Below are 19307 nucleotides of genomic sequence, written 5' to 3' on the forward strand. Positions count from 1 at the left end.
TTCACTTTCAAACAAACTCAGCCCACCACTCAGCCTCTCCACGGCGCAATAACACCCTCGACCAAGGCAAAAGCCCGGCTCACGAAACCATTGAAGCGCGCCGCATCACGTCGTATTCCGGCCTGCTGCCCGCCAATCAGGCACAAATGGGCCATCTGCCCGATGACCTCCGCCTGACCGGGCGCCGGGGCCAAGCGGCGGCACGCCTGTATCGCAAAGGCCAATCGTCTTGCGTCGACACGCTGCTGGAATTCGGCAACCAACGGATCATGCAGCGACCAGGCGCGGATGGACACTTCCCGCCCAGGTTGTTTCTGCGCGGCGATTTCCAGGTAGCGCTGCAACGTCTCTCGCGCGCTCCGACCCTGGCCCGCATAAGCAAGCATGCGCCCCGTGTAGTCCTCTTCCCAGGCAGCCAGCAAAGCGCGGACAAAGTCTTCGCGATTGCGAAAATGGTGATAGAACGAGCCACGGGTCACATTCAATCGACGCGCCAGGCTTTCGGCCGAGACGCCTGCGTGGCCTGCCTGGTCGAGGGCCTCGAAGCCTGCCGCGATCCAACGGTGACGAGTCAGTCTTTCCATGGTTACTTCGCTCCCTCTCAATGCACCGTACAGACTGTGTAGGGTGCCAAACCGATTGATACGTTGCGAACACCTGCATAGAAGGCCGTTGCGTTTTGCACGCCAGCATTTTCATGGAGTTCGCCTTGAAGCAAATCGCCCTGATCGCTTTCGACCAGTTCACCGACATCGACCTGTTCCTGATGTGGGACATCTTAGGCCGCAATACGCAAGACTGGCACGTACGAATTCTGGCCTCCAGCCCTGTCGTGACATCGGCGCACGGCTTGGCGGTTTCGGTGCACGGCCCGCTGTGCGAGGCCAATGGCGCGGACGCGGTATTGTTCGTCAGTGGCAAACAAGGCATACCTGCCGCGCTTGCAGCTGCGGACTTCCTACCGTCGTTTGAACTCGATGCCCGACGCCAGCGAATCGGCTCGATCTGCGCCGGGGTGTTTATTCTCCAGCGGCTTGGGCTGCTGCCCGACAGCCGGGCAACCACCCACCCGGAGGCTCGCTCAGGCCTGCTGGCCCTGGGAATCGAGCCCGTGGATCAGCCGCTGGTCTGCCACGGGAATGTCGCCACGGCAGGCGGATGTCTTGCCGCGCTTTACCTGGTGGGATGGCTGGTTGAATCCTGGTTCGATGTCGAGAAGCGCCGCGCAACCCTGCTCCCCGTCCTGCCGGCCGGGCAGCAAGCGCTCTACGATATCCTGATCGGGCTCAGCATCCGACAAGGTCAGATCCAGAGAATTGGGTCCAGGCCAGGCGCTTAAATAGCAATCTCAACCGGCTTTGTTCCACTCACCCACCATCGCCTCATAAACCTCCTGGCAAGCGAACTCCGCAGAAACCTGCGCGTCGGCAAACACCTGTTCGCCAGTCGTGGTCAGACAGGCGTAACCCACGCGCGCATCTCGCGGATCGCTTTGTCGGGAAACCAAGCCTATTTTTTCAAGCGACAGCAGGGACTTGGTCACCGCCGACGCAGTCAGGCCCATGCAATCGGCCAGGTCAGCGCGTCGAAGCCGGGAGTTGTGGGCATGCTTGAGGTGGTAAAGAATCATGAAGTCGCTGAAGCTCAGGCCATGCACGGCGGAAAGCTTGGCATCGACCCGCCGCGCGGCTGAGGTGTAGGCGCGTGACAAGCGGATACAGCGATCAAGCATCGATCCGTTCGCGGTCGGCTCAGTAGGTGAATTTACAGACATTGCAAAATGCTCCAGCGCTAAGGGGAAAGACATCGGATCGACCCGGCTTTCAGTTACGGGTGAACGTTGATTTGCCTGCACCCAGAGGGCCGAACGGCAACCCGTACCAATTCAGGGCAGCCCTACCTTCCAGATACTTGACCGCTACAGCATCTGGAAACCAGATCCAAGCGTCAAGCGTCTTTTTCCGCACGCTCCCGACATGCCTCCCCGAACGCCCGAAAAATCGTCCGATAATCCGCGTTATCCATAACCTCCCACTCCGGATGCCATTGCACCCCCAACGCAAACGCCCGGCTGCCCTCCACCGAAAGGCCCTCCACCAACCCATCCTCGGCCACGGCCTCGACGCGTAAGCCCTGCCCCACCCGCGCGATGCCCTGGCCGTGGACTGAGTTGACCTCGATCACGTCCTTGAGGCCCAGCCGCGCCAACACGCCACCGGGCCGCACCGTCAAGGCGTGGTTGCGGGCGTACTGTTCCTGGACCGGTTCATTGCTCGGCGGTTCATGCTCGGCGCCTGGGCCATTGAGTTGTTGATGGAGCGAGCCGCCAAAGGCGACGTTCATTTCCTGGAAACCGCGGCAGATGCCGAGCACCGGGAGGCCGGCTTCGACGGCCGCGCGCCAGAGCGGCAGCGCCAGGTTGTCGCGGGCCGGGTCGTGCTCGGTGCCCGGCGGGCTCGGCGGGCCGTCGTAGTGGTGGGGTTCGATATTGGACGGCGATCCGGTGAAGAGCAGGCCGTCCAGGCCGGCGATGATGCGGGCCGGATCGAGCAGCGCCGGAAACACCGGCAGGATGACCGGCAACGCGTCGGCGGCGGTGGCCACGGCCTGGGCATATTTGTCGTTGCTGAGCTGGACGGTGTGTGGGCCGATTTTGCCTGAGCAGGCGATGATTCCGATCATGGGTGGACGAGACATGGGATCCCTCTTTTTTCGAGTCTCAGACGTTTAAGAATCCGATTGCCGCGCGGGTCCGGTTGTTCCATTTCGATGACCACCGCCACGGATCGAACCCCAGGGCTGAACGAAGCTCGCGACACAACGGTCGGAACAGCAATCCCCGACCAAGAAAACTCACCCCATGCCCATACGATCCGCCGCCCTCGTAACGCTGTTCGCCCTGTCTGCCAGCACCCTTGCAGTGGCGCAGGAACCGCTACGCCTGGAAGGCCTGAAACGCTGCGGCGACTTGCTGGAAAACCAGCGCCAGGAATGGTGCCTGACCGCGCGGGGGCTGGGTGACGCAACACCGCAACTGAAACTGGGCGAGAAACTGATTCCGGCCGGCAGCGTTCAGCGTGACGGGAACAACCTCCGCCTGCGCCTGGACCGCGCCGACTACCAGAGCGGCCCGCTCTGGCTGGAGGACGGCCCGCGGGCCAGCAACGCCGCCTGGCTGACGTTACGCACCAGCCACGTGGTGGCCGCCGGGCCGAACGAAGTGGCGAAGAACATGGACGGCCTGACCACGTATGTGGACCTGGTGAGCGTGCTCATCGAGGAAAGTCACGACGGTCGCCAGGAGGCCGAACGTCTCGCCGCCAAATACGGCGCGAAGGTGGTCGGCAGCATCGCCCCGCTGAACGTTTATCAGCTGCGCCTGCCGGCCAAGGACCTGGTCGAGCGCGATGCGCTAGTGCTGCGTCTGGGCGGCGAGACCAGTGTCGATGCGGTGGTGATAGAGGAGTCCGCCGCCGAAGAGACCGAGCAAGCGCCCGCCCAGCCAGAAGAGCCGAAGAAGCCGGCCAAGGACTCCGATGAATGGGCGGCGAATCGCTTCCTGGATGCGGTGCACTATTACCAGCGGCGCATCCCCGGGCAGCAGGCGCCGATCCGACCGCAGCCGGTGCGCATCGGCCTGATCGAGCGCGACGTGGATTTCGACACGGCGGATTTCGCCGATTACCTCGGCCCCTGCTCAATGCCGCGGACCTGCGTCTATGCCCGCGATGCGGACAAGCCGGACAACCACGGCACGACGGTCGCCGGCATCCTCGCCGCGCGCTGGAACGATGGCGGCAACAGCGGGTTCCTACGGGGCCTGGACAAGGCCAGCGGCGGCTTCGAGGTGATTGTCGAGCGCAATTCCGACGCCGGGATCACCGCCAACATCGCCGCCTCGGTGAACCTCGTCGAGGACGGCGTGCGGGTGCTCAACTGGAGCTGGGGCATTCATCGCGTTGGCGCGAAAAACGTCAAGGGTGACGAGGTCGATTCGTTGCTGCGCTCGGGCATCGCCATGAGCGGCTACGAGGAGTTGCTGGAGGAGTTTTTCCTGTGGCTGCGCAAGGAACATCCCGACGTGGTGGTGGTGAATTCCGCCGGCAACGGCTCGTCATACTCGGGCACCGATGAATACCGCCTGCCCTCCTCGTTCATCACCGAACAATTACTGGTGGTCGGCGGGCATCAGCGCAGCGAACGCGCCGGGGTTGCGGTCGATGATCCGGCCTACGCAGTCAAGCGCGACTCCTCGAACGTCGACATGCGCGTCGACATCACCGCCGCCGCGTGCACCCACGCCTCGACGGTCAATGCCGGCGAGGACGGCGCGGTGCATTGCGGCACGTCCTACGCCACGCCAATGGTTACCGGCCTGCTGGCGGCGATGCTGTCGATCAATCCGCAGCTTCATCCCGAGCAACTGCGCATGCTTCTGCGCCGCAGCGCCATGACCATCGGCGATAATCACGACTTCGAACAAATGGATGGCGAAGACCTCACCGCGCCTATCCTGCCATCGGAGCGCAACTACCAGCTCAACGACAAGGACGTCGGTCGCTCGGCGCGGCTGGACATGCAAAAGGCCCTGGATCTGTCGGTACAAAGTCGCGATCGGGTGCGTTGATTGGAAAGGTCACAGACCCCAAGGCGGCGCCGGGCTGAACCTCGCCTCGATCCATTGCTTGAAAGCGACCACCACGGCACTGGGGAACTTGGCCGATGGCCTGACCAGATAAACCCCGCCAGCGGCGTCCAAGTGCCAATCGGGGAGCACATGCAAGAGCTTGCCAGCGGCGATCTCACGGCTCATCAACCAGTCTCCAGCGCCGAGTATCCCGGCGTCGGCGCAGGCCGCCGCCAGCAGTGATTCACTGTCGTTGGCGGTGAGGTTGCCTTTCGGCGTGACTGTCTGCATTTCGTTGCCACGATGGAGCCGCCATTGAGGAAAAGACGCCAGGCCGCTGAAGCGCAGGCAGTTATGGCTGGCCAGGTCCTGCGGCGTCCGGGGCATGCCATGTTTTTCCAGATAGGCCGGTGAGGCGCAGAGGATGCGCCGGTGATCGCTCAGTTTCTTGGCGATCAATCGGTTGTCATCCAGTTCGCCAATCCGGATCGCCGCGTCAAAACCTTCATCGATGATGTCGACCAGGCGTTCGCTGTAGTCCGCGATGATCGAAACGTGCGGATATGCCTCAAGAAACCCCGGCAATATCGGGCCGAGCCAACGCCTGCCCATGGCCGCGGGCAATGCCAGTCGCAACGTGCCGCGAACCTCGCTGGCGCCCTCGGCCGCTTGCGCCTGAGCTTCATTCATCAACTCGATGGCCGAGCGCAGGCGCTGCTCCAGCTTGGCTCCGACTTCGGTAATCCGTAGCTGCCGGGTGGAACGCTCCACCAGCCTCACACCCAGGCGCTTTTCCATCGCCGCGAGCCGTTTCGAGATGATGGTCGGGTGCCGTTGCAAAAGCCGGCCGGCCGCCACGAATGAGCCCTGCGCGGCCACGGCCAGGAACGCGGCGATTTCGTCGCTGTGCTGGTTATTCAAGACATCAAGATTCATGGTTTCAGGATGATCGCCCCCGATGAAAGCCCCGACTCCAGATCGGCATGGGCCGATGCTGCGTCAGCCAGCGCATAGCTTGCCCAGATTCGCGGCTGGATGACAGCCGAATCGATCGCGGCCAGGACATCCTGAGCCCGCGCCTGGTATTCATCGACAGTCGCGGTATGCGCGGCCAGCGAGGGACGGGTCAGGAACAGCGAACCCTTGGCATTGAGTGTCGCCAGCTCGACGGCCGCCGGCGCCCCCGATGAAGCGCCGAACGACACCAGCAGGCCTCGGGGTCGCAGGCTGTCCAGGGAGGCCTGGAAAGAGACCCGCCCGATCGGGTCGTAGACGACGTCGACTTTCTGCCCACCGGTAATACGCGCGACATCCGAAGCCAGGCTGTCGGCGTCGAACACCAGGACCTCATCGCAGCCCAATGCCTTGGCTTTTTCAACGCTGGCTTGCCTGGAGACCACGCCGATCACAAACGCGCCCAAGTGCTTCGCCCACGGCACCATGATCGCCCCCAGCCCGCCTGCCACTCCGTAAAGCAGAAGGGTGCTGCCAGGCCCGACGGGATAGGTGCTTTTCAGCAGGTACTGCGCCGTGATGCCCTTGAACATCAGCGCCGCCGCATCATCGAACGACAGCGCATCGGGAATCCTGACCAGCCGCTGCGCCGGATAAAGCCGGGCCGACGCATACGCGCCTATCGGGCCCGTGGCGTAGGCGACGCGATCGCCCACTTTTACCTGACTGACATCGGCACCCACGGCCGCCACACGTCCTGCTCCTTCAAGCCCGAGGCCGGAAGGCAAGGGAATCGGCACGGCGCCCTTGCGCTGGGTAACGTCGAGAAAATTCACCCCGATCGCTTCCTGCTCGAGCCAGACCTCGCCCGGCCCTGGCGACTGTTCGGGCACTGCTTGCAGCGTCAATACATCGGGGCTGCCGAATTGGTTGAACCGGATCGCAGTTGCCATGTTCATTTCTCCCTCGGTTGGAAATCGGCTTCACCAGACGGAGCCAGTGTGAGAAGCGATCCCGAAATGAACAAGACAGGCGGGTTGCAGATCATTGCTGCATCGCATGCAGCAATGATCCTTTGCCCCGGCTACTTACGCCTCGGCAACCGCCTCGCGAACAAATGCCTCATAGCTGCGCAGCGGACGGCCGAGGATGGCCTGCAACCGGTCGACGGCGCCTTCGCTGGTCATGCCGAACTGCTGGATGCCGGCCATCATCAGGCGCATGTCATAAGCCAACCAGGCGGGACCGAACGAAGCCATCTGTGCTTCGAAGGCCGCCACATCGTCACCGCCGTAGGCAATCTCGCGCCCCAGCGCGGCGCTCCAGATCTTCGCCACCGACGCCCCGGTCAGCGCTTGCGGGCCGACCAGGTCCAGGGTGATCCGCTCCAGCGGTGCAGAAGCCCTGTCACGGCGCAGCAACTCGGCCACGGCGACATCGGCGATATCGCGCGCATCGACCATCGAGACGCCCGCCGAGCCGATCGGCATCGGGTACACCGAGTAGTCCTGGATCGTTTGCTGGACCATGCGTTCGTTTTGCATGAAGTAGGCCGGGCGCAGGGTCGTCGCGGCGATGCCGTGGCTTTCGATCATGCGTTCAACCGTGTGCTTGCCGGTGAAATGCGGGACGTTGGTGAACCGATCGGCGTGGATCACCGAGAGGTAGACGACGCGCTCGATGCCTGCCTCTTGGGCGAGGTTCAGGGTGATCAGGGCTTGGGTGACCTCATCGGGCGTCACGGCGTTGAGCAGGAACAGCGTACGTACCGACGACAGCGCAGCGCGCAGCGACGGGACATCGGTGAGGTCCGCGACAACTTCCGTGACACCGGTCGGAAAGGTGCGTTTACCCGTTTGGCGCACCAGGGCTTTTACCTCGGCGCCCGCGTCGGCGAGGCCTTGCGTGACGAGTGAACCGATGGTGCCAGTGGCGCCGATGACGAGAATGCTCATGTGAATCTCCAGAAGTGGATGCAAGTGGATGAATCGAACCGCGTTGGAAAAAAGATAAACCGTTGCATCCGCAAAACGAAGACCACAATATGTAGACGCCATGTCTCAAATCTGGAACAGCGATGAACCTCAATGCACTGATCGATTTCACACTCGTCGCCAGCAGCGAGGGATTGGGAAAGGCAAGCAGAGCAAGCGGCCGATCCAAGGCGACCTTGTCGCGGCGCATCTCCGAGCTCGAAGAGCAATTGGGTGTGAGGCTGATCGAGCGCAGCGCGCGAGGCCTGAAGCTGACTGAAGCCGGCGAAACACTGCTGGCCCGGGCCGAGGGGCCGCTGGCCGAGGTGGCGGAGGCGTTGACGGCCGCGCGTGACGGAGGGTCGACGCCACGAGGACGCCTGCGTGTCGCCTCCCCGGTGCTGTTCTCGCAGTTAGCGATGGGTCGGATCGGTGCCGAGTTTTGTGCGGCCTACCCGCAAGTCACCCTCGAAGTGGTGGCGGAAGATCGGCTGGTGGACCTCGTCGAGGATCAATTCGACGTCGCCATCCGGATCAATCCGAGCCCGGACAGCAGCCTGGTCGGGCGCTGCTTCGCCAAGGACCGGCTGGTGGTCGTAGCCGCCCCAGGCATACCCAGGCCAGAACCCGGCGCGATCCGCCCGGTTCCCGCCATCGTGATGCCGAGCTTCCAGCCCACCCACTGGACGCTCGATGGAGGGGAACTGTTGCTGGAGCCCATCCCCAACCTGCAGTTTTCCTCATTCCTGATGATCCGCGACGCCGCCATCGCCGGCGGTGGTGCTGCGCTCATTCCCCAATCGATCGCGTGGGACCAACTGGCCCGCGGTGAGTTGGTCCAGTGGGGCACTGTCACCGGCGTCGAACCGCAACTCTGGGTCTTGCACACATCCAGGCGCCTGGCGGCGCCGAAGGTCCGCGCCTTCGTCGATTTCCTGTGCGCCAGGTACCCGGACATGTCGTTGGTGCTCAAGGGATAGGCGCAGCCGTTCACAAAAGACGACGCGGGAACCCGAACCCTAGCCACCGCCCCCTTTCGCACTTACGATACGTCACCGCAGCCGCTTCCCAATCGGACAAGCCGAGTAGAAAACATGAATCGCCGTAAAAAGATCAACCAGCTACTCAAGGCCAACGCGAAGAAGGCCAGCGCCAAGCTGGCGCCGAAGAGCAAGGACCGATACATCAGCAAAGCCGACCGACTGAAGCTGGCGGCTGAAGCCGATCCAGAGACGACCGTTTCCGCGCAAAGCTGATGATGACCAAGAACCCCATCGATCCACTGGCGCTTCAGCGCATCACCGCCGCCCACGGCACCCTTGAGGGTGCGTCGTACTTCGACGCGGAAGAAAGCCTGGTCCATGACCTGTTTCCTGATCGCATCGTTATCCAGACCAACTACCTGGACCACAGCAGTTATGCAGTGGACATCGCCGAAGGCGCGGTCCGGGTGCGCAAGACGCGGCTGGACAATTACCACCGGGGCCACAAGGCCCAAGTGATCGATGACGACATGGACGATGACGACTGGGCCGAACTTGGCAGTCTCTGGCAGCGTTTGAGCCTCGACCTCGACACCCAAGGCAACGGGCCGCCCGTGGATCTGGCCGATACGCTGGCCGACCTGTTCGATGGACTTTTCGAAGAGGCGCAGGCGCAAGCGCTGATCGACAACATGCCGGCCCCTACCGGCAAGTGGGATTGGGCCTGGACGCAAGTGCAATCGGCGCTTTCCGAGGCCGGGCAGCTGGCTGAATTCGAATGGAAGGAATGGTCGTCCTCAGGCGTCTACGCCATCAATGCCCTCGCCCCGTTAAAACAACTGAGCATCGAAATCCGAGCCCCGGACAGCAAGACCGTTGACGCCGTCAACCGCGCCGACGAATGGGAGCGCGCACTGCTGCAGTACTTCAACGCGCAGCTGGAAACCCACGATTTGAAACTGCTGGCCATCGGCACGCATTTCGATGAATACCAGGCATTTGCCTGCCTGCCCATGAACGGCCTGGGCCTGGTCAATGCGTTGGAAATCCTTGGCAGGCTGGGCATCGTCTATAAATACTAAGCCTCTGGTGCGGCGATATTTCGTCGTCGTACAAACGTCCTCGAGCCTCGGATATACCATGAAAAATTGTGTTTACTGCGGAGCCCTTATTCTCGCTGATAACGGTGAGTGCAAACGCTGCTCCGAGGCGATGAGGCAGACAGCCGCCGAAATGCTCCCGCCGAGTTCCGGGACGCCGAGGTGGGTGAAAGTCGTCAAGTGGCTGTTTATCGGGTTGCTGGCAGCGGTGCTGATTGCCGCAGCGGTGATCGCCTGGGTGATCAAATCGTTGGGGCCGATGCCTTCGTTTGGGTGATCCCACCTGCAATTTTTACTGCTTCTGTGGCGAGGGAGCTTGCTCCCGCTCAACGGCGCAGCCGTCGTAATACCAAACACGCGGTATACCTGCAAAACCGCATCCAGCCCATTGGGACTGCTACGCAGTCCAGCGGGAGCAAGCTCCCTCGCCACGGTGATATCCAGGTATCTGAAATCCCCATAGTTGTTATCAACGCCAGCGCCGTTCTCGTTGCGCTGCGCTCTCTCTAATCTGCCACCAACGCGATCGATGACGATCCCGGCAGATCAAACACCCCTTATGGAGAGAGAAACGATGAACACCTTCAACCGCACCCTGGCTGTCGCAACCCTGGCCCTGGCCACCCTCGGCGCCGAGGCGGCGACGCCTGTGCAGGCCGGTGCCAGTGCTTCGGCAATCGGCAGCGTGGTGCAGTCCGCCAGCTACATCACCACCAAGGATGGCGTCCAGCTCTATTACAAGGATTGGGGCCCGCGCAATGGCCAGGTCGTCACCTTCAGCCACGGCTGGCCGCTGGACTCCGACAGCTGGGAAGGCCAGATGATGTTCCTCGCCTCCAAGGGCTACCGCGTGATTGCCCACGACCGTCGCGGTCACGGTCGCTCCAGCCAGCCGTGGGAAGGCAACGACATGGACCACTACGCCGACGACCTGGCGGCGGTCATCGAAGCGCTGGACCTGAAGGACGTGACCTTGGTCGGCTTCTCGACGGGGGGCGGCGAAGTGGCGCGTTACATCGGTCGCCACGGCACCGGTCGAGTCAAGAAAGCCGTACTGGTGTCCTCGGTGCCGCCGCTGATGCTCAAGACCGACACCAACCCCGGCGGCTTGCCACTCGAAGTCTTCGACGGCCTGCGCAAAGCGTCCCTGGAGAACCGTTCGCAGCTGTACCTGGACATCGCTTCCGGCCCGTTCTATGGCTACAACCGCAAGGGTGCCAAGCCATCCCAAGGGCTGATCCAGTCGTTCTGGGCGCAGGGCATGCAAGGCGGGAGCAAGAACACCTATGACTCGATCGCGGCGTTCTCGGCGACCGACTTTCGCGGCGACTTGAAAAAATTCGACGTGCCGACGCTGGTGATCCACGGTGACGACGACCAGATCGTGCCCATCGATGCCTCAGGCCGGGCTTCGGCGGCGCTGATCAAGGGCGCTCGGCTGATCGTCTACCCAGGCGCGCCGCACGGCTTGACCGAGACGCACAAGGATCGCCTGAACCAGGACCTGCTGACTTTCCTCAAGGAATAACCCCCCGGATAGTTGTGTGAAATACCCTGTGGGAGCGAGCCTGCTCGCGAAGGCAGCAGCAGACTCAACACCTCTGCAAGCTGTGCCACCGCTTTCGCGAGCAGGCTCGCTCCCACATTCATCCACTCAATCATTCATTTGTGCTCAAAGCCCTTCTCCGGAAGGGCTTTCGCGTTGGAGCGCCGCTTCCACCGCCGCCTTGTCGATGACCGACCACACGCGAACGATTTTTCCGCCATCGAAGGCGTAGAACACATTCTCGGAAAAGCGAATCCGCCGGCCATCGGTCTCAAGCCCGAGAAACCGGCCGCGCGGCGAGCAATCGAACAGCAGCCGGGCCGCGACATTCGGCGGTTCGACCACCAGCACGTCGATAATAAAACGCAAGTCCGCAATGGTCCTCACGTCGTTTTCCAGCATCGCCCGATAGCCCGCCAAACCCACCGGTTCGCCGTTGTATTGCACGCTATCGTCGACAAAATCGCCCAGTTCCTGCCAGCGACGGGCATTCAGGCAGTCGATGTAATTGCGGTATTGCTCGGCCAGGTCCATGTCCATGTCCTCGATTCCCAGAGCGTATCTGGAGGACCGCATCGGGAGACCAAGGTTCTGGTTCACACGCTATCCCTCGAACCGCCCCGTGCCCTCGCGATCATGTTCATAGCGCCGTGAGAGTGGAAACGCCGGCAACCAGGATTCGCGGCGCACGGTCCAGCTTTCGTAGGTGGGCATCAGTTGGTCGGGCGCATCCAGTGTGCCCAGGTTGACTTCGACCTCGTCGCCGCTGCGGGCGAAGACGGACGAGCCACAGTGTGGGCAGAAAAAACGTCCGGCGTAATCCCGGGTTTCACCGCTGACGGTCACCGCGTCCCGGGGGAACACGGCGGCGGCGAAAAACAGCGCGCCATGGTGCTTGCGGCAATCCAGGCAGTGGCACAGGCCAACCCGGTATGGGCGCCCTGAAGCTTCAATGCGCACGTTGCCGCACAGGCAACCGCCAGTGAATCGGTCCATCGTCGATCTCCTCTGCATTCGAGAAAATTTTCATGACACAGGCCGATCAATAATAGGCGCATGTTGCGCCATCAGCTCCACCACCCAGTCGATGAATACCCGCAGCTTGGCGCTGATGTGCCGGTTCGGCGGGTAAGCCACGTAAAGCGGCATCGACTCCAGGCGCCAGCCTTCGAACAGCGGCACCAGCGCGCCTTGCGCTTCGTGTGGGCGGGACATGTACTGGGGCAGCCATAACACGCCCAGCCCCGCCAGGCCGGCTGCGAGATAAGCGTTGCCATCGTCGACGGCGAGCGCATGGCGGCCCTTGATATGAAGGTGTTCGTCATCCTTGTGCATGGCATAAGGCAGCGCCTTGCCGGTGCGCGCCCAGAGGAAACCGACGATGCGGTGCGCGGAATCTTCCAGCTCCCGGGGATGCAGGGGGATGCCCTCGCGCGCCAGGTAACTCGGCGCCGCAAAGACGCCCAAGGCCAGGTCGCCGACGCGCCGGGCGATCAGCGACTGGTCTTTCAGTTCACCGCCGCGCACCACGCAATCGACATTTTCGTCGAGCATGTCGACGATGCGATCGCTGACGCCCAAGTCGATCTGGATGTCCGGATAGCGCTGATAGAAACCCGGCAATGCCGGCACCAGGATCATCGCGGCCAGCGGACTCGGCACGTCCACCCGCAGCCGTCCACGGGGCAGCGACTGGGCAGTGGACAAGCTGGTTTCGGCGTCGTCCAGGTCGGCCAGCAGGCGAATCGCCCGCTCGTAGAAAACCGCGCCGTCCGCGGTGACATTGACCTTGCGGGTGGTGCGGTTGAGCAGCCTGACGCGCAGCCGCGCCTCCAGCTGCTGCACCAGTTGGGTCACGGTGGTCTTGCTCATGTGCAGGGTCTCGGCGGCCTTGGTGAAACTGCCCGCCTCCACGACACGTACGAACGCCTGCATCGCATCGAAACGATCCATGGGTGCCTCGGATTGTTTGGGTTCTACAAACAGTGATCGCCAAGGTTGCTCGTTTATCGCCCGGACACAAGCCCCTAGAGTGACTTCATCGTTGATTTCCCGCCGCTTGCGGCTCATTTGATGGAGACACCCATGACACAGCGCGACGTTGTTCTCCCACCCGGCCGCCAGGCGCTCTACGAGCGCAACCGTTACTCGCCGGCGATTCGTTCCAATGGTTTCCTGTTCGTCTCCGGGCAGGTCGGCAGTACCGAGGACGGTTCACCGGAGCCGCACCTGGAGGATCAGGTCCGGCGTGCGTTCAACAATCTGAAGGCGATCCTGGCGGCTGCCGATTGCAGCTTTGACGATGTGGTTGACGTGACGGTCTTCATGGTCGATCCGCAGTCGATATTCGAGCGAGTCTGGAGCGTCGTGCCGGAATTCTGGGGCAACGCGCCGCACCCGACGCTGACGGCGGTGGGCGTGACGTGGTTGTATGGTTTCCAGTTCGAAATCAAGGTGATTGCCCGGTTGCCGGAAACCACCGGGAGCTGATAGCTGTATCGACAGTACCGGCGCCATCGCGAGCAAGCTCGCTCCCACAAGGAATGGGGCTGTCGGAAAATCGAAGTCACACCCAAACCCAATGTGGGAGCGAGCCTGCTCGCGAAGGCGGCGACACATTCAACACCTCTGCAAGCCGTGCCGCCGATCAGCCCCTCACCGCCGCCTCAATCGCTGCAATATCGATCCTGGTCATGCTCATCATGGCTTCGAAGGCGCGCCTGGCGGCGGCTTTGTCGGAACTGGTGACTGCTTCGATCAGCACCCGCGGGCTGATCTGCCACGACACGCCCCACTTGTCCTTGCACCATCCACAGGCGCTCGCCTGGCCGCCGTTGTCGATGATTGCGTTCCACAAGCGGTCGGTTTCGGCCTGGTCATCGGTGGCCACCTGGAAAGAAAACGCTTCGTTGTGCTTGAACATCGCCCCGCCATTCAGGCCGATACAGGGGATGCCGATCACGGTGAAATCCACGGTGAGCACGTCACCTTGCTGGCCCGCCGGGTAGTCGCCGGGCGCGTGGTGGATGGCGTTCACCGCACTGTCGGGAAAGGTAGCCGCATAGAACTGCGCAGCTTCCTGAGCGGTGCCGTCATACCAGAGACAGATCCTGTTCTTGTTGTTCATCCGGATTCTCCGCAAGGGGCTGGACCGTGAAGTCTAGCAGCCCCTCCAGAGATGAATGAGCAGACCTCAGGTAAACAGATCGACGCCCAGCTGGAACGCGACCCACAACGCCAGGCCAGTGGCGAATACCAGCGCGATATTCTCGAACAGGTTGTTGCGGTATTCCTTGCTCAGCAGCGACTTCTGGTTGGACATGATCAACAGGCCCAGGGAGATCACCGGCAGGCCGATGATGTTCAGGGCGTTGACACCAATGGTCAGGGTCACGAAGTCCGGCATGCCGGGCAAGGACCAGATCAGCGGCGTCACCAGGATGAACAGCATGAACCACTTGTGCATCGGGTCACGGTGGAACTCTTTGCCGTAGCGCTCGCGACGCTCGGGCCGCACGTGCTGGAAGGCGTCGGTGATGAGCATCGGGAACGCCGTGGTCTTGCCGGAAATACTGGCGAACAGCGTGGCAAAGACACCGATGAAGAACACATACCAGCCAATCGGGCCGAAGAAGATTTCCAGGGCCTTGCCCAGGTCGCCCAGGGTTTTGACTTCGATGCCGTTGGGCCGCAGGATTTCCGCGCCGACGATCCAGATCGCCAGGTTGATGATGATCCCGACGAACACCGCGAACAGCAGGTCGTTGCGCTGGATGCGCTTGTGCTCAGGACCCACCCAGCCTTTCTGGCGCATGACGTAGGGGTGAACGAAGTTAGCGATGGAACCGGCCACCGCGCCGATCACCGAGACCGCCACCAGCAGCGCACCGTGCACACCTTCATCCGGCGGAATGCTGAAGCCAATGGTGCCTTTGACGATACCGGCGACATCCGGGCCGGACATCACCGCCAGGGCCAGGAATGCCAGCGTCATGATCGCCAGCAGCGCCTTCATCACGCCTTCGATCATCGAATAGATATTGCGCCCGACGAGCATCCACACCGCCAGCACCACCGCCACCGAACAGAGCAGCGGATAATCGGTCTTGAGCAGCATCGCCAAGGCCTCACCGGCACCCTTGATCATGTAGGCATTCATCAGGTGCCCCATGAGCAGCGCATACACCAGCATGAACCAGGCAAAAAACGGATTGAGTTGCGCGTAGCCCTGCAGGATGGTCATGCCCTGGTTATTGCAAAGCTGGAAGCGCGCGATGATGTTGACGATCAGGTAGCGCAGCAGCAGAGACACCGCCAGCACCCACATCATGGCGTAGCCGTAGTTGGCGCCGGCCACGGAAGAAGTGATGAGGTCGCCTGCGCCCAGCCAGGAAAGTACTGCGATGATGCCCGGGCCTAGAAGCTTCAACAGGCGTACGAAGCGGCTTTGCGCGGGGGCTGCAGCCTGCCCTTCGACGGAAGGTATGCTCGACATGGATGGAGTCTCCGTTGTTTTTTTTGTGAGAAACGGACACAGTCGACCATATTTCGTACGACATCGTACAACTCTAATTTATCGAGAGTATGTAAAAATGTTTCATCACTGCTCGGGCGGCAAACAGCCATTATTCAACCCGCTGTCAGTGGCCCTCCCCTCGTTCGCCGTTATTGATCATCCACCGAATCATGCTCGCCAGCGGCACGCGATAGTGCTGGGTGGCGCACAAGCCGGCTTGCTCGGGGTCGTACCATTCGACGTAGCGGCTGAGCAGCACATGCCGGCCATCCTCGGCGAGCCGCAACTCGACTTCGCGGCAATGCAACGCACCCTGGTCGAGTGTCTTCACTCGACGATGCAGGACCAGCGCCTGGCTATTCATCCCCGGCACCCTGTTCCTGGCATTGCGGGTTGTCCTGGACGGCTCCCAGTTTCCCGTCGGCGACAAAATCGGCGCGCCGCTGGGCGACCGCGTCTCGCAGCGCCACGTAGTAATCGGCCTGGGTCTGCAATTTGTCGGTGAGCGGCAGCGCCTCGGCGCGGCCATCGACGACACCGCCCACGGTCTTGATCGTGCCCAGGGTCTCGACGGTATCGCTGTTGCTGCCGAACGGGTCCACCGCGAAGCTCACCACCTTGCCGGTCGCGTCCCTCAGGTTGCCAGTGCCGAACAGTGGCAGCTCGACGATCGGCCCCGGAGCGATATTCCAGACGCCGAAGGTCTGGCCGAAATCGGATTCGTGACGGGCGATGCCCATCTTGCCCGACACGTCGATCAGCCCGACGATGCCCACCGTGGTGTTGATGACGAAACGGCCCAGGGTGGTGACCGAACGCTCGCCGTTGCCTTGCAGCAAATCGTTGATGAAGACCTTGGGCTCGCCGAAGTTGGCGACGAAGTTGTGCACGCCGCTCTGGAACATCTCTGGCAGTTTGCGATAACCACGGGCGATGGGGGCCAGGGCATAGTCGTCCACGGTACGGTTGAAGGCGAAGATGCCGCGGTTCACCGGTTCCGCCGGATCATGCACGGCATAGGGCATATTCTCGCAGCTGCCCGGTGTCGCGGGCGGCGTGCTGCTGCAACCGCTGGCAAACGCCGCCAGCGCAACGACGACGGTGGATCGAACAAGCAGCGCGGGTCTGGCGATCGGCATACAGAATTATCTCGGCGAGGAATAAGGGCTGCCTGCCAGTTGAAAGCCGAACACCCAACCCGTGGCGAGGGAGCTTGCTCCCGCTGGGTCGCGAAGCGGCCCTAAAAATCCATGAGCGCTTCGCACTCAAGCGGGAGCAAGCTCCCTCGCCACAGGGTTCAGTGCACAGCTTCACTGGCTGACATCGAGGCAATCCTGCCGCGGTTTTCTTGCCCGAAGATTTCCGCAATGTTGCGCGCCGGTCGCTTTGTTTCCGGATTGAAATATATGACGCAAGCGGCGGATTGACCCTAGTATCGCCTCCTGTATCCATTGCCCGACGTGACCCCTGTGAGCCACCTACTCCTGGTGGACGACGACCTCGAAGTCCTCGCCCTCCTGCGCAAATTCCTCGAACAACATGGCTACAGCGTCGAAGTGGCCGCCGACGGCGCGGCGCTGTGGCAGGCGGTCGAGCGGCGGATGCCCGACCTGATCATCCTCGACGTCATGCTGCCGGGCGACAACGGCCTGGTGCTCTGCCAGCGACTGCGGGCCGAACAACGGGTCGGGATCATCATGCTCACCGCCATGGGCGAACTGAGCGACCGCGTCGTCGGCCTGGAAATGGGCGCCGACGATTACCTGACCAAACCCTTCGACGCCCGCGAGTTGCTGGCCCGGGTGCGCGCCGTCCTGCGGCGTACCGGCGAAGCCAGGGGCAGCCTGGGCGATATCTCCCGGCCGGTGCTGGAATTCGAGGGCTGGCAGCTGGACGTCACCCGTCGCGAGTTGCGCTCCCCCGACAAGGTCATGATTCCGCTGTCCACCGGCGAGTTCGAACTGCTGCTGGTCTTCGCCGAACATCCGCGCCGCGTCCTCACCCGCCAGCAACTGCTGGACCTGGCCCGGGGCGAAACCTTCGACGCGTTCGACCGCAGCATCGACGTGCAGGTCAGCCGTCTGCGGCGCAAATTGGAGACCGACATCACGGGCCCGTCGATGATCCGTACCATCCGCAACAGCGGCTACCTGTTCAGCCCTCACGTGGTGAAGCGATGACCGCCAACCCCTCGAAGATGCCTCGCCCCAGGGACACCGTGGCGCGCTGGATCGCCCTGACCACCATGGTCTCGATGCTGACGCTGCTGGCCCTCAACGAACTCTTCAGCCTGGTGGCCGGTGCGTGGGCGCGCCCTCCCCTGATGGAAACCGGCCTGATGGACAAGGCTGCGGCGATCACGCGCATCATCGACGCGGCCGATCCCGGCCAACGGCACGCCATTGCCCGTATCGCCAGTGATCCCGGGATCAATGTGCAGTGGCTGCAGCGCTACGAGGAGGCGCATCTGCCGGTGATCGGGGATCCGGAGTTCAGCGAAGGCTCGGCGTTCCTGCACCAGCAATTGAACAGGCCCGACGCCCGGATCGAGGCCTACGAGCCCAACGACTGGCCGGCCGCTGATGACCCGAACAGACGCTACGCGGTGATCATCGAGCTGTCTGACCACACCTGGGTCATCTTCTCCGTGGGCTCGCGCAGCTGGGGGCTGGGGGAATGGCAGCGCAACCTGATCATCATCGCGTTGATCCTGCTGTCGACCTTCATCGTCGCCCTGATTGCCACGCGGCACCTGGCAACCCCGCTGGAGCGTTTCGCCGAGGGTGCCCGGCGCTTCGGCGTGGACTTCCGGGCGCCGCCGATCCCGGTCGTCGGCCCCTTCGAGATCCGCCAGGCGATCCTGGCGTTCAATGCCATGCAGGCCCAGCTCAAGCATTTCGTCCAGGACCGCACGCAAATGCTCGCGGCCATCTCTCATGACCTGCGGGCGCCGTTGACCCGCATGCGCCTGCGCGGCGAATTCATCGAGGATGCCGAACAGCAATCGCGGTTGTTCCGGGACGTCGACGAGATGCAGGCGATGGTCAACGCCGCGCTGGAATTCTTCCGCGACGAAGCGCGCCTCGAACACGCCACCGCGTTCGACCTGGCGGAGCTGCTGCACACCATCGTCGATGATTTCAGGGACGGCGGCATCGAAGTGTCTTTCGAGGGCGCCCAGCGGCTGGTCTACGTGGGCCGCCCCATCGGGATCAAGCGTGCGCTGACCAACCTGATCGACAACGCGGTCAAATACGCCAGCGAACCGGGTGTTCAACTCAAGACCTTCATTGATCGCATCGAAATCCGCATCCAGGATCGCGGTCCGGGCATTGCGCCCGAATACCATGAGCAGGTCTTCGCACCGTTCTTTCGCATCGAGGGTTCACGCAACAAAAATACCGGCGGCGTCGGCCTGGGCCTGTCGGCGGCTCGGGCGACGGTGCTGGAGCACGGCGGCACACTGACGCTGAGGAACCGCCGGGGCGGCGGCTTGGAGGTCAGGGTCTCGCTCCCGCTCAATTGACCCTGGCAAGGCTCGCCCGGGAACAATCTCCTAAACATCACGCGCCTTCCCCGGTAGGATGTCCGGCCTTTCGACCCGGACC

At 62.5% G+C, this 19307-nt stretch carries 22 protein-coding genes; 9 read left to right on the forward strand and 13 right to left on the reverse strand.

Annotated elements, in window-relative coordinates; translation table 11 throughout:
• Nucleotides 1–29 precede the first annotated feature (29 nt).
• Nucleotides 30–584, reverse strand: a complete 555-nt coding sequence (locus J3P89_RS17265; RefSeq protein ID WP_434695043.1) for a TetR/AcrR family transcriptional regulator — start codon at nucleotides 582–584, stop codon at nucleotides 30–32.
• Nucleotides 585–709: 125 nt separating this feature from the next.
• On the opposite strand from J3P89_RS17265, the gene J3P89_RS17270 reads away from it, so the two are divergent.
• Complete coding sequence (locus J3P89_RS17270) at nucleotides 710–1339, forward strand: DJ-1/PfpI family protein (RefSeq protein WP_434695044.1); 630 nt, start codon at nucleotides 710–712, stop codon at nucleotides 1337–1339.
• A 9-nt stretch (nucleotides 1340–1348) separates the two neighbouring features.
• Here J3P89_RS17270 and J3P89_RS17275 read toward each other — a convergent pair whose 3' ends face one another.
• A complete protein-coding gene (locus J3P89_RS17275) occupies nucleotides 1349–1732 on the reverse strand; it encodes a MarR family winged helix-turn-helix transcriptional regulator (protein ID WP_434624571.1) in 384 nt (127 codons plus the stop codon).
• 215 nt (nucleotides 1733–1947) lie between these two features.
• On the reverse strand, nucleotides 1948–2697 hold the full coding sequence (locus J3P89_RS17280; RefSeq protein ID WP_434695045.1) for a gamma-glutamyl-gamma-aminobutyrate hydrolase family protein: 750 nt from the start codon (nucleotides 2695–2697) through the stop codon (nucleotides 1948–1950).
• 163 nt (nucleotides 2698–2860) lie between these two features.
• Here J3P89_RS17280 and J3P89_RS17285 point away from each other — a divergent pair, with 163 nt between their 5' ends.
• Nucleotides 2861–4627 carry a S8/S53 family peptidase gene (locus tag J3P89_RS17285; RefSeq protein WP_434695046.1) on the forward strand — a complete coding sequence of 589 codons (1767 nt, stop codon included), beginning with the start codon at nucleotides 2861–2863 and terminating at the stop codon, nucleotides 4625–4627.
• A gap of 9 nt (nucleotides 4628–4636) precedes the next feature.
• On the opposite strand, the gene J3P89_RS17290 is transcribed toward J3P89_RS17285, so the two are convergent.
• The 3 genes from J3P89_RS17290 to J3P89_RS17300 form a co-directional block, all read right to left on the reverse strand.
• The gene (locus tag J3P89_RS17290) at nucleotides 4637–5563 is read right to left on the reverse strand and encodes a LysR family transcriptional regulator (protein WP_434695047.1); all 927 of its coding nucleotides are present in this window, start codon (nucleotides 5561–5563) and stop codon (nucleotides 4637–4639) included.
• Entirely contained in the window at nucleotides 5560–6534 is a 975-nt protein-coding gene (locus tag J3P89_RS17295) for a quinone oxidoreductase family protein (protein ID WP_434695048.1), read from the reverse strand. Before J3P89_RS17295 ends, J3P89_RS17290 begins: the two co-directional genes overlap by 4 nt.
• Nucleotides 6535–6669: 135 nt before the next feature.
• Complete coding sequence (locus J3P89_RS17300) at nucleotides 6670–7536, reverse strand: SDR family oxidoreductase (RefSeq protein WP_434695049.1); 867 nt, start codon at nucleotides 7534–7536, stop codon at nucleotides 6670–6672.
• A gap of 122 nt (nucleotides 7537–7658) precedes the next feature.
• Here J3P89_RS17300 and J3P89_RS17305 point away from each other — a divergent pair, with 122 nt between their 5' ends.
• From J3P89_RS17305 to J3P89_RS17320, 4 genes are all read left to right on the forward strand, one after another.
• A complete protein-coding gene (locus J3P89_RS17305) occupies nucleotides 7659–8534 on the forward strand; it encodes a LysR family transcriptional regulator (RefSeq protein ID WP_434695050.1) in 876 nt (291 codons plus the stop codon).
• 114 nt (nucleotides 8535–8648) lie between these two features.
• The gene (locus J3P89_RS17310; RefSeq protein ID WP_434695051.1) at nucleotides 8649–8810 is read left to right on the forward strand and encodes a DUF2986 domain-containing protein; all 162 of its coding nucleotides are present in this window, start codon (nucleotides 8649–8651) and stop codon (nucleotides 8808–8810) included.
• Nucleotides 8810–9619, forward strand: a complete 810-nt coding sequence (locus tag J3P89_RS17315) for a DUF6630 family protein (protein WP_434695052.1) — start codon at nucleotides 8810–8812, stop codon at nucleotides 9617–9619. Before J3P89_RS17310 ends, J3P89_RS17315 begins: the two co-directional genes overlap by 1 nt.
• Before the next feature lie 592 nt (nucleotides 9620–10211).
• Nucleotides 10212–11165: an alpha/beta fold hydrolase gene (locus J3P89_RS17320; RefSeq protein ID WP_434695053.1), complete on the forward strand. Its 954-nt coding sequence runs from the start codon at nucleotides 10212–10214 to the stop codon at nucleotides 11163–11165.
• 144 nt (nucleotides 11166–11309) lie between these two features.
• Here J3P89_RS17320 and J3P89_RS17325 read toward each other — a convergent pair whose 3' ends face one another.
• The 3 genes from J3P89_RS17325 to J3P89_RS17335 all read right to left on the reverse strand — a co-directional run bounded on the left by J3P89_RS17325 (nucleotide 11310) and on the right by J3P89_RS17335 (nucleotide 13136).
• Nucleotides 11310–11717, reverse strand: a complete 408-nt coding sequence (locus J3P89_RS17325; protein WP_434698020.1) for an ester cyclase — start codon at nucleotides 11715–11717, stop codon at nucleotides 11310–11312.
• A gap of 69 nt (nucleotides 11718–11786) precedes the next feature.
• Nucleotides 11787–12179 (reverse strand): GFA family protein, encoded by a 393-nt coding sequence (locus J3P89_RS17330; RefSeq protein ID WP_434568958.1) that lies wholly within the window; start codon nucleotides 12177–12179, stop codon nucleotides 11787–11789.
• 30 nt (nucleotides 12180–12209) lie between these two features.
• The gene (locus J3P89_RS17335) at nucleotides 12210–13136 is read right to left on the reverse strand and encodes a LysR substrate-binding domain-containing protein (RefSeq protein WP_434695054.1); all 927 of its coding nucleotides are present in this window, start codon (nucleotides 13134–13136) and stop codon (nucleotides 12210–12212) included.
• Nucleotides 13137–13268: 132 nt separating this feature from the next.
• Between J3P89_RS17335 and J3P89_RS17340 the strand changes: the two genes are divergently transcribed.
• Nucleotides 13269–13673, forward strand: a complete 405-nt coding sequence (locus tag J3P89_RS17340) for a RidA family protein (protein WP_434695055.1) — start codon at nucleotides 13269–13271, stop codon at nucleotides 13671–13673.
• 157 nt (nucleotides 13674–13830) lie between these two features.
• On the opposite strand, the gene J3P89_RS17345 is transcribed toward J3P89_RS17340, so the two are convergent.
• The 4 genes from J3P89_RS17345 to J3P89_RS17360 all read right to left on the reverse strand — a co-directional run bounded on the left by J3P89_RS17345 (nucleotide 13831) and on the right by J3P89_RS17360 (nucleotide 16838).
• A complete protein-coding gene (locus tag J3P89_RS17345; protein WP_434695056.1) occupies nucleotides 13831–14310 on the reverse strand; it encodes a VOC family protein in 480 nt (159 codons plus the stop codon).
• 66 nt (nucleotides 14311–14376) lie between these two features.
• The gene (locus tag J3P89_RS17350) at nucleotides 14377–15678 is read right to left on the reverse strand and encodes an Nramp family divalent metal transporter (RefSeq protein WP_434603836.1); all 1302 of its coding nucleotides are present in this window, start codon (nucleotides 15676–15678) and stop codon (nucleotides 14377–14379) included.
• A 145-nt stretch (nucleotides 15679–15823) separates the two neighbouring features.
• Nucleotides 15824–16063, reverse strand: a complete 240-nt coding sequence (locus J3P89_RS17355) for a hypothetical protein (RefSeq protein ID WP_434603833.1) — start codon at nucleotides 16061–16063, stop codon at nucleotides 15824–15826.
• Complete coding sequence (locus J3P89_RS17360) at nucleotides 16056–16838, reverse strand: MlaA family lipoprotein (protein WP_434603830.1); 783 nt, start codon at nucleotides 16836–16838, stop codon at nucleotides 16056–16058. Before J3P89_RS17360 ends, J3P89_RS17355 begins: the two co-directional genes overlap by 8 nt.
• Nucleotides 16839–17168: 330 nt before the next feature.
• Here J3P89_RS17360 and J3P89_RS17365 point away from each other — a divergent pair, with 330 nt between their 5' ends.
• Both J3P89_RS17365 and J3P89_RS17370 read left to right on the forward strand, forming a co-directional pair.
• A complete protein-coding gene (locus J3P89_RS17365) occupies nucleotides 17169–17879 on the forward strand; it encodes a response regulator (RefSeq protein WP_434695057.1) in 711 nt (236 codons plus the stop codon).
• Nucleotides 17876–19225: a sensor histidine kinase gene (locus J3P89_RS17370; protein ID WP_434624606.1), complete on the forward strand. Its 1350-nt coding sequence runs from the start codon at nucleotides 17876–17878 to the stop codon at nucleotides 19223–19225. The genes J3P89_RS17365 and J3P89_RS17370 overlap by 4 nt, the downstream gene beginning before the upstream one ends.
• The last annotated feature ends 82 nt before the right edge of the window (nucleotides 19226–19307 follow it).

The organism is Pseudomonas sp. Z1-14 (assembly GCF_051132005.1).
In the GTDB taxonomy this organism is placed as follows: domain Bacteria; phylum Pseudomonadota; class Gammaproteobacteria; order Pseudomonadales; family Pseudomonadaceae; genus Aquipseudomonas.

Coding starts and splice junctions, on each gene's coding strand:
- J3P89_RS17265 (WP_434695043.1), bottom strand. CDS start 584: ATGGAAAGACTGACTCGTCACCGTTGGATCGCGGCAGGCTTCGAGGCC.
- J3P89_RS17275 (WP_434624571.1), bottom strand. CDS start 1,732: ATGCTTGATCGCTGTATCCGCTTGTCACGCGCCTACACCTCAGCCGCG.
- J3P89_RS17280 (WP_434695045.1), bottom strand. CDS start 2,697: ATGTCTCGTCCACCCATGATCGGAATCATCGCCTGCTCAGGCAAAATC.
- J3P89_RS17285 (WP_434695046.1), top strand. CDS start 2,861: ATGCCCATACGATCCGCCGCCCTCGTAACGCTGTTCGCCCTGTCTGCC.
- J3P89_RS17290 (WP_434695047.1), bottom strand. CDS start 5,563: ATGAATCTTGATGTCTTGAATAACCAGCACAGCGACGAAATCGCCGCG.
- J3P89_RS17295 (WP_434695048.1), bottom strand. CDS start 6,534: ATGGCAACTGCGATCCGGTTCAACCAATTCGGCAGCCCCGATGTATTG.
- J3P89_RS17300 (WP_434695049.1), bottom strand. CDS start 7,536: ATGAGCATTCTCGTCATCGGCGCCACTGGCACCATCGGTTCACTCGTC.
- J3P89_RS17305 (WP_434695050.1), top strand. CDS start 7,659: ATGAACCTCAATGCACTGATCGATTTCACACTCGTCGCCAGCAGCGAG.
- J3P89_RS17310 (WP_434695051.1), top strand. CDS start 8,649: ATGAATCGCCGTAAAAAGATCAACCAGCTACTCAAGGCCAACGCGAAG.
- J3P89_RS17315 (WP_434695052.1), top strand. CDS start 8,810: ATGATGACCAAGAACCCCATCGATCCACTGGCGCTTCAGCGCATCACC.
- J3P89_RS17320 (WP_434695053.1), top strand. CDS start 10,212: ATGAACACCTTCAACCGCACCCTGGCTGTCGCAACCCTGGCCCTGGCC.
- J3P89_RS17325 (WP_434698020.1), bottom strand. CDS start 11,717: ATGGACCTGGCCGAGCAATACCGCAATTACATCGACTGCCTGAATGCC.
- J3P89_RS17330 (WP_434568958.1), bottom strand. CDS start 12,179: ATGGACCGATTCACTGGCGGTTGCCTGTGCGGCAACGTGCGCATTGAA.
- J3P89_RS17335 (WP_434695054.1), bottom strand. CDS start 13,136: ATGGATCGTTTCGATGCGATGCAGGCGTTCGTACGTGTCGTGGAGGCG.
- J3P89_RS17340 (WP_434695055.1), top strand. CDS start 13,269: ATGACACAGCGCGACGTTGTTCTCCCACCCGGCCGCCAGGCGCTCTAC.
- J3P89_RS17345 (WP_434695056.1), bottom strand. CDS start 14,310: ATGAACAACAAGAACAGGATCTGTCTCTGGTATGACGGCACCGCTCAG.
- J3P89_RS17350 (WP_434603836.1), bottom strand. CDS start 15,678: ATGTCGAGCATACCTTCCGTCGAAGGGCAGGCTGCAGCCCCCGCGCAA.
- J3P89_RS17355 (WP_434603833.1), bottom strand. CDS start 16,063: ATGAATAGCCAGGCGCTGGTCCTGCATCGTCGAGTGAAGACACTCGAC.
- J3P89_RS17360 (WP_434603830.1), bottom strand. CDS start 16,838: ATGCCGATCGCCAGACCCGCGCTGCTTGTTCGATCCACCGTCGTCGTT.
- J3P89_RS17370 (WP_434624606.1), top strand. CDS start 17,876: ATGACCGCCAACCCCTCGAAGATGCCTCGCCCCAGGGACACCGTGGCG.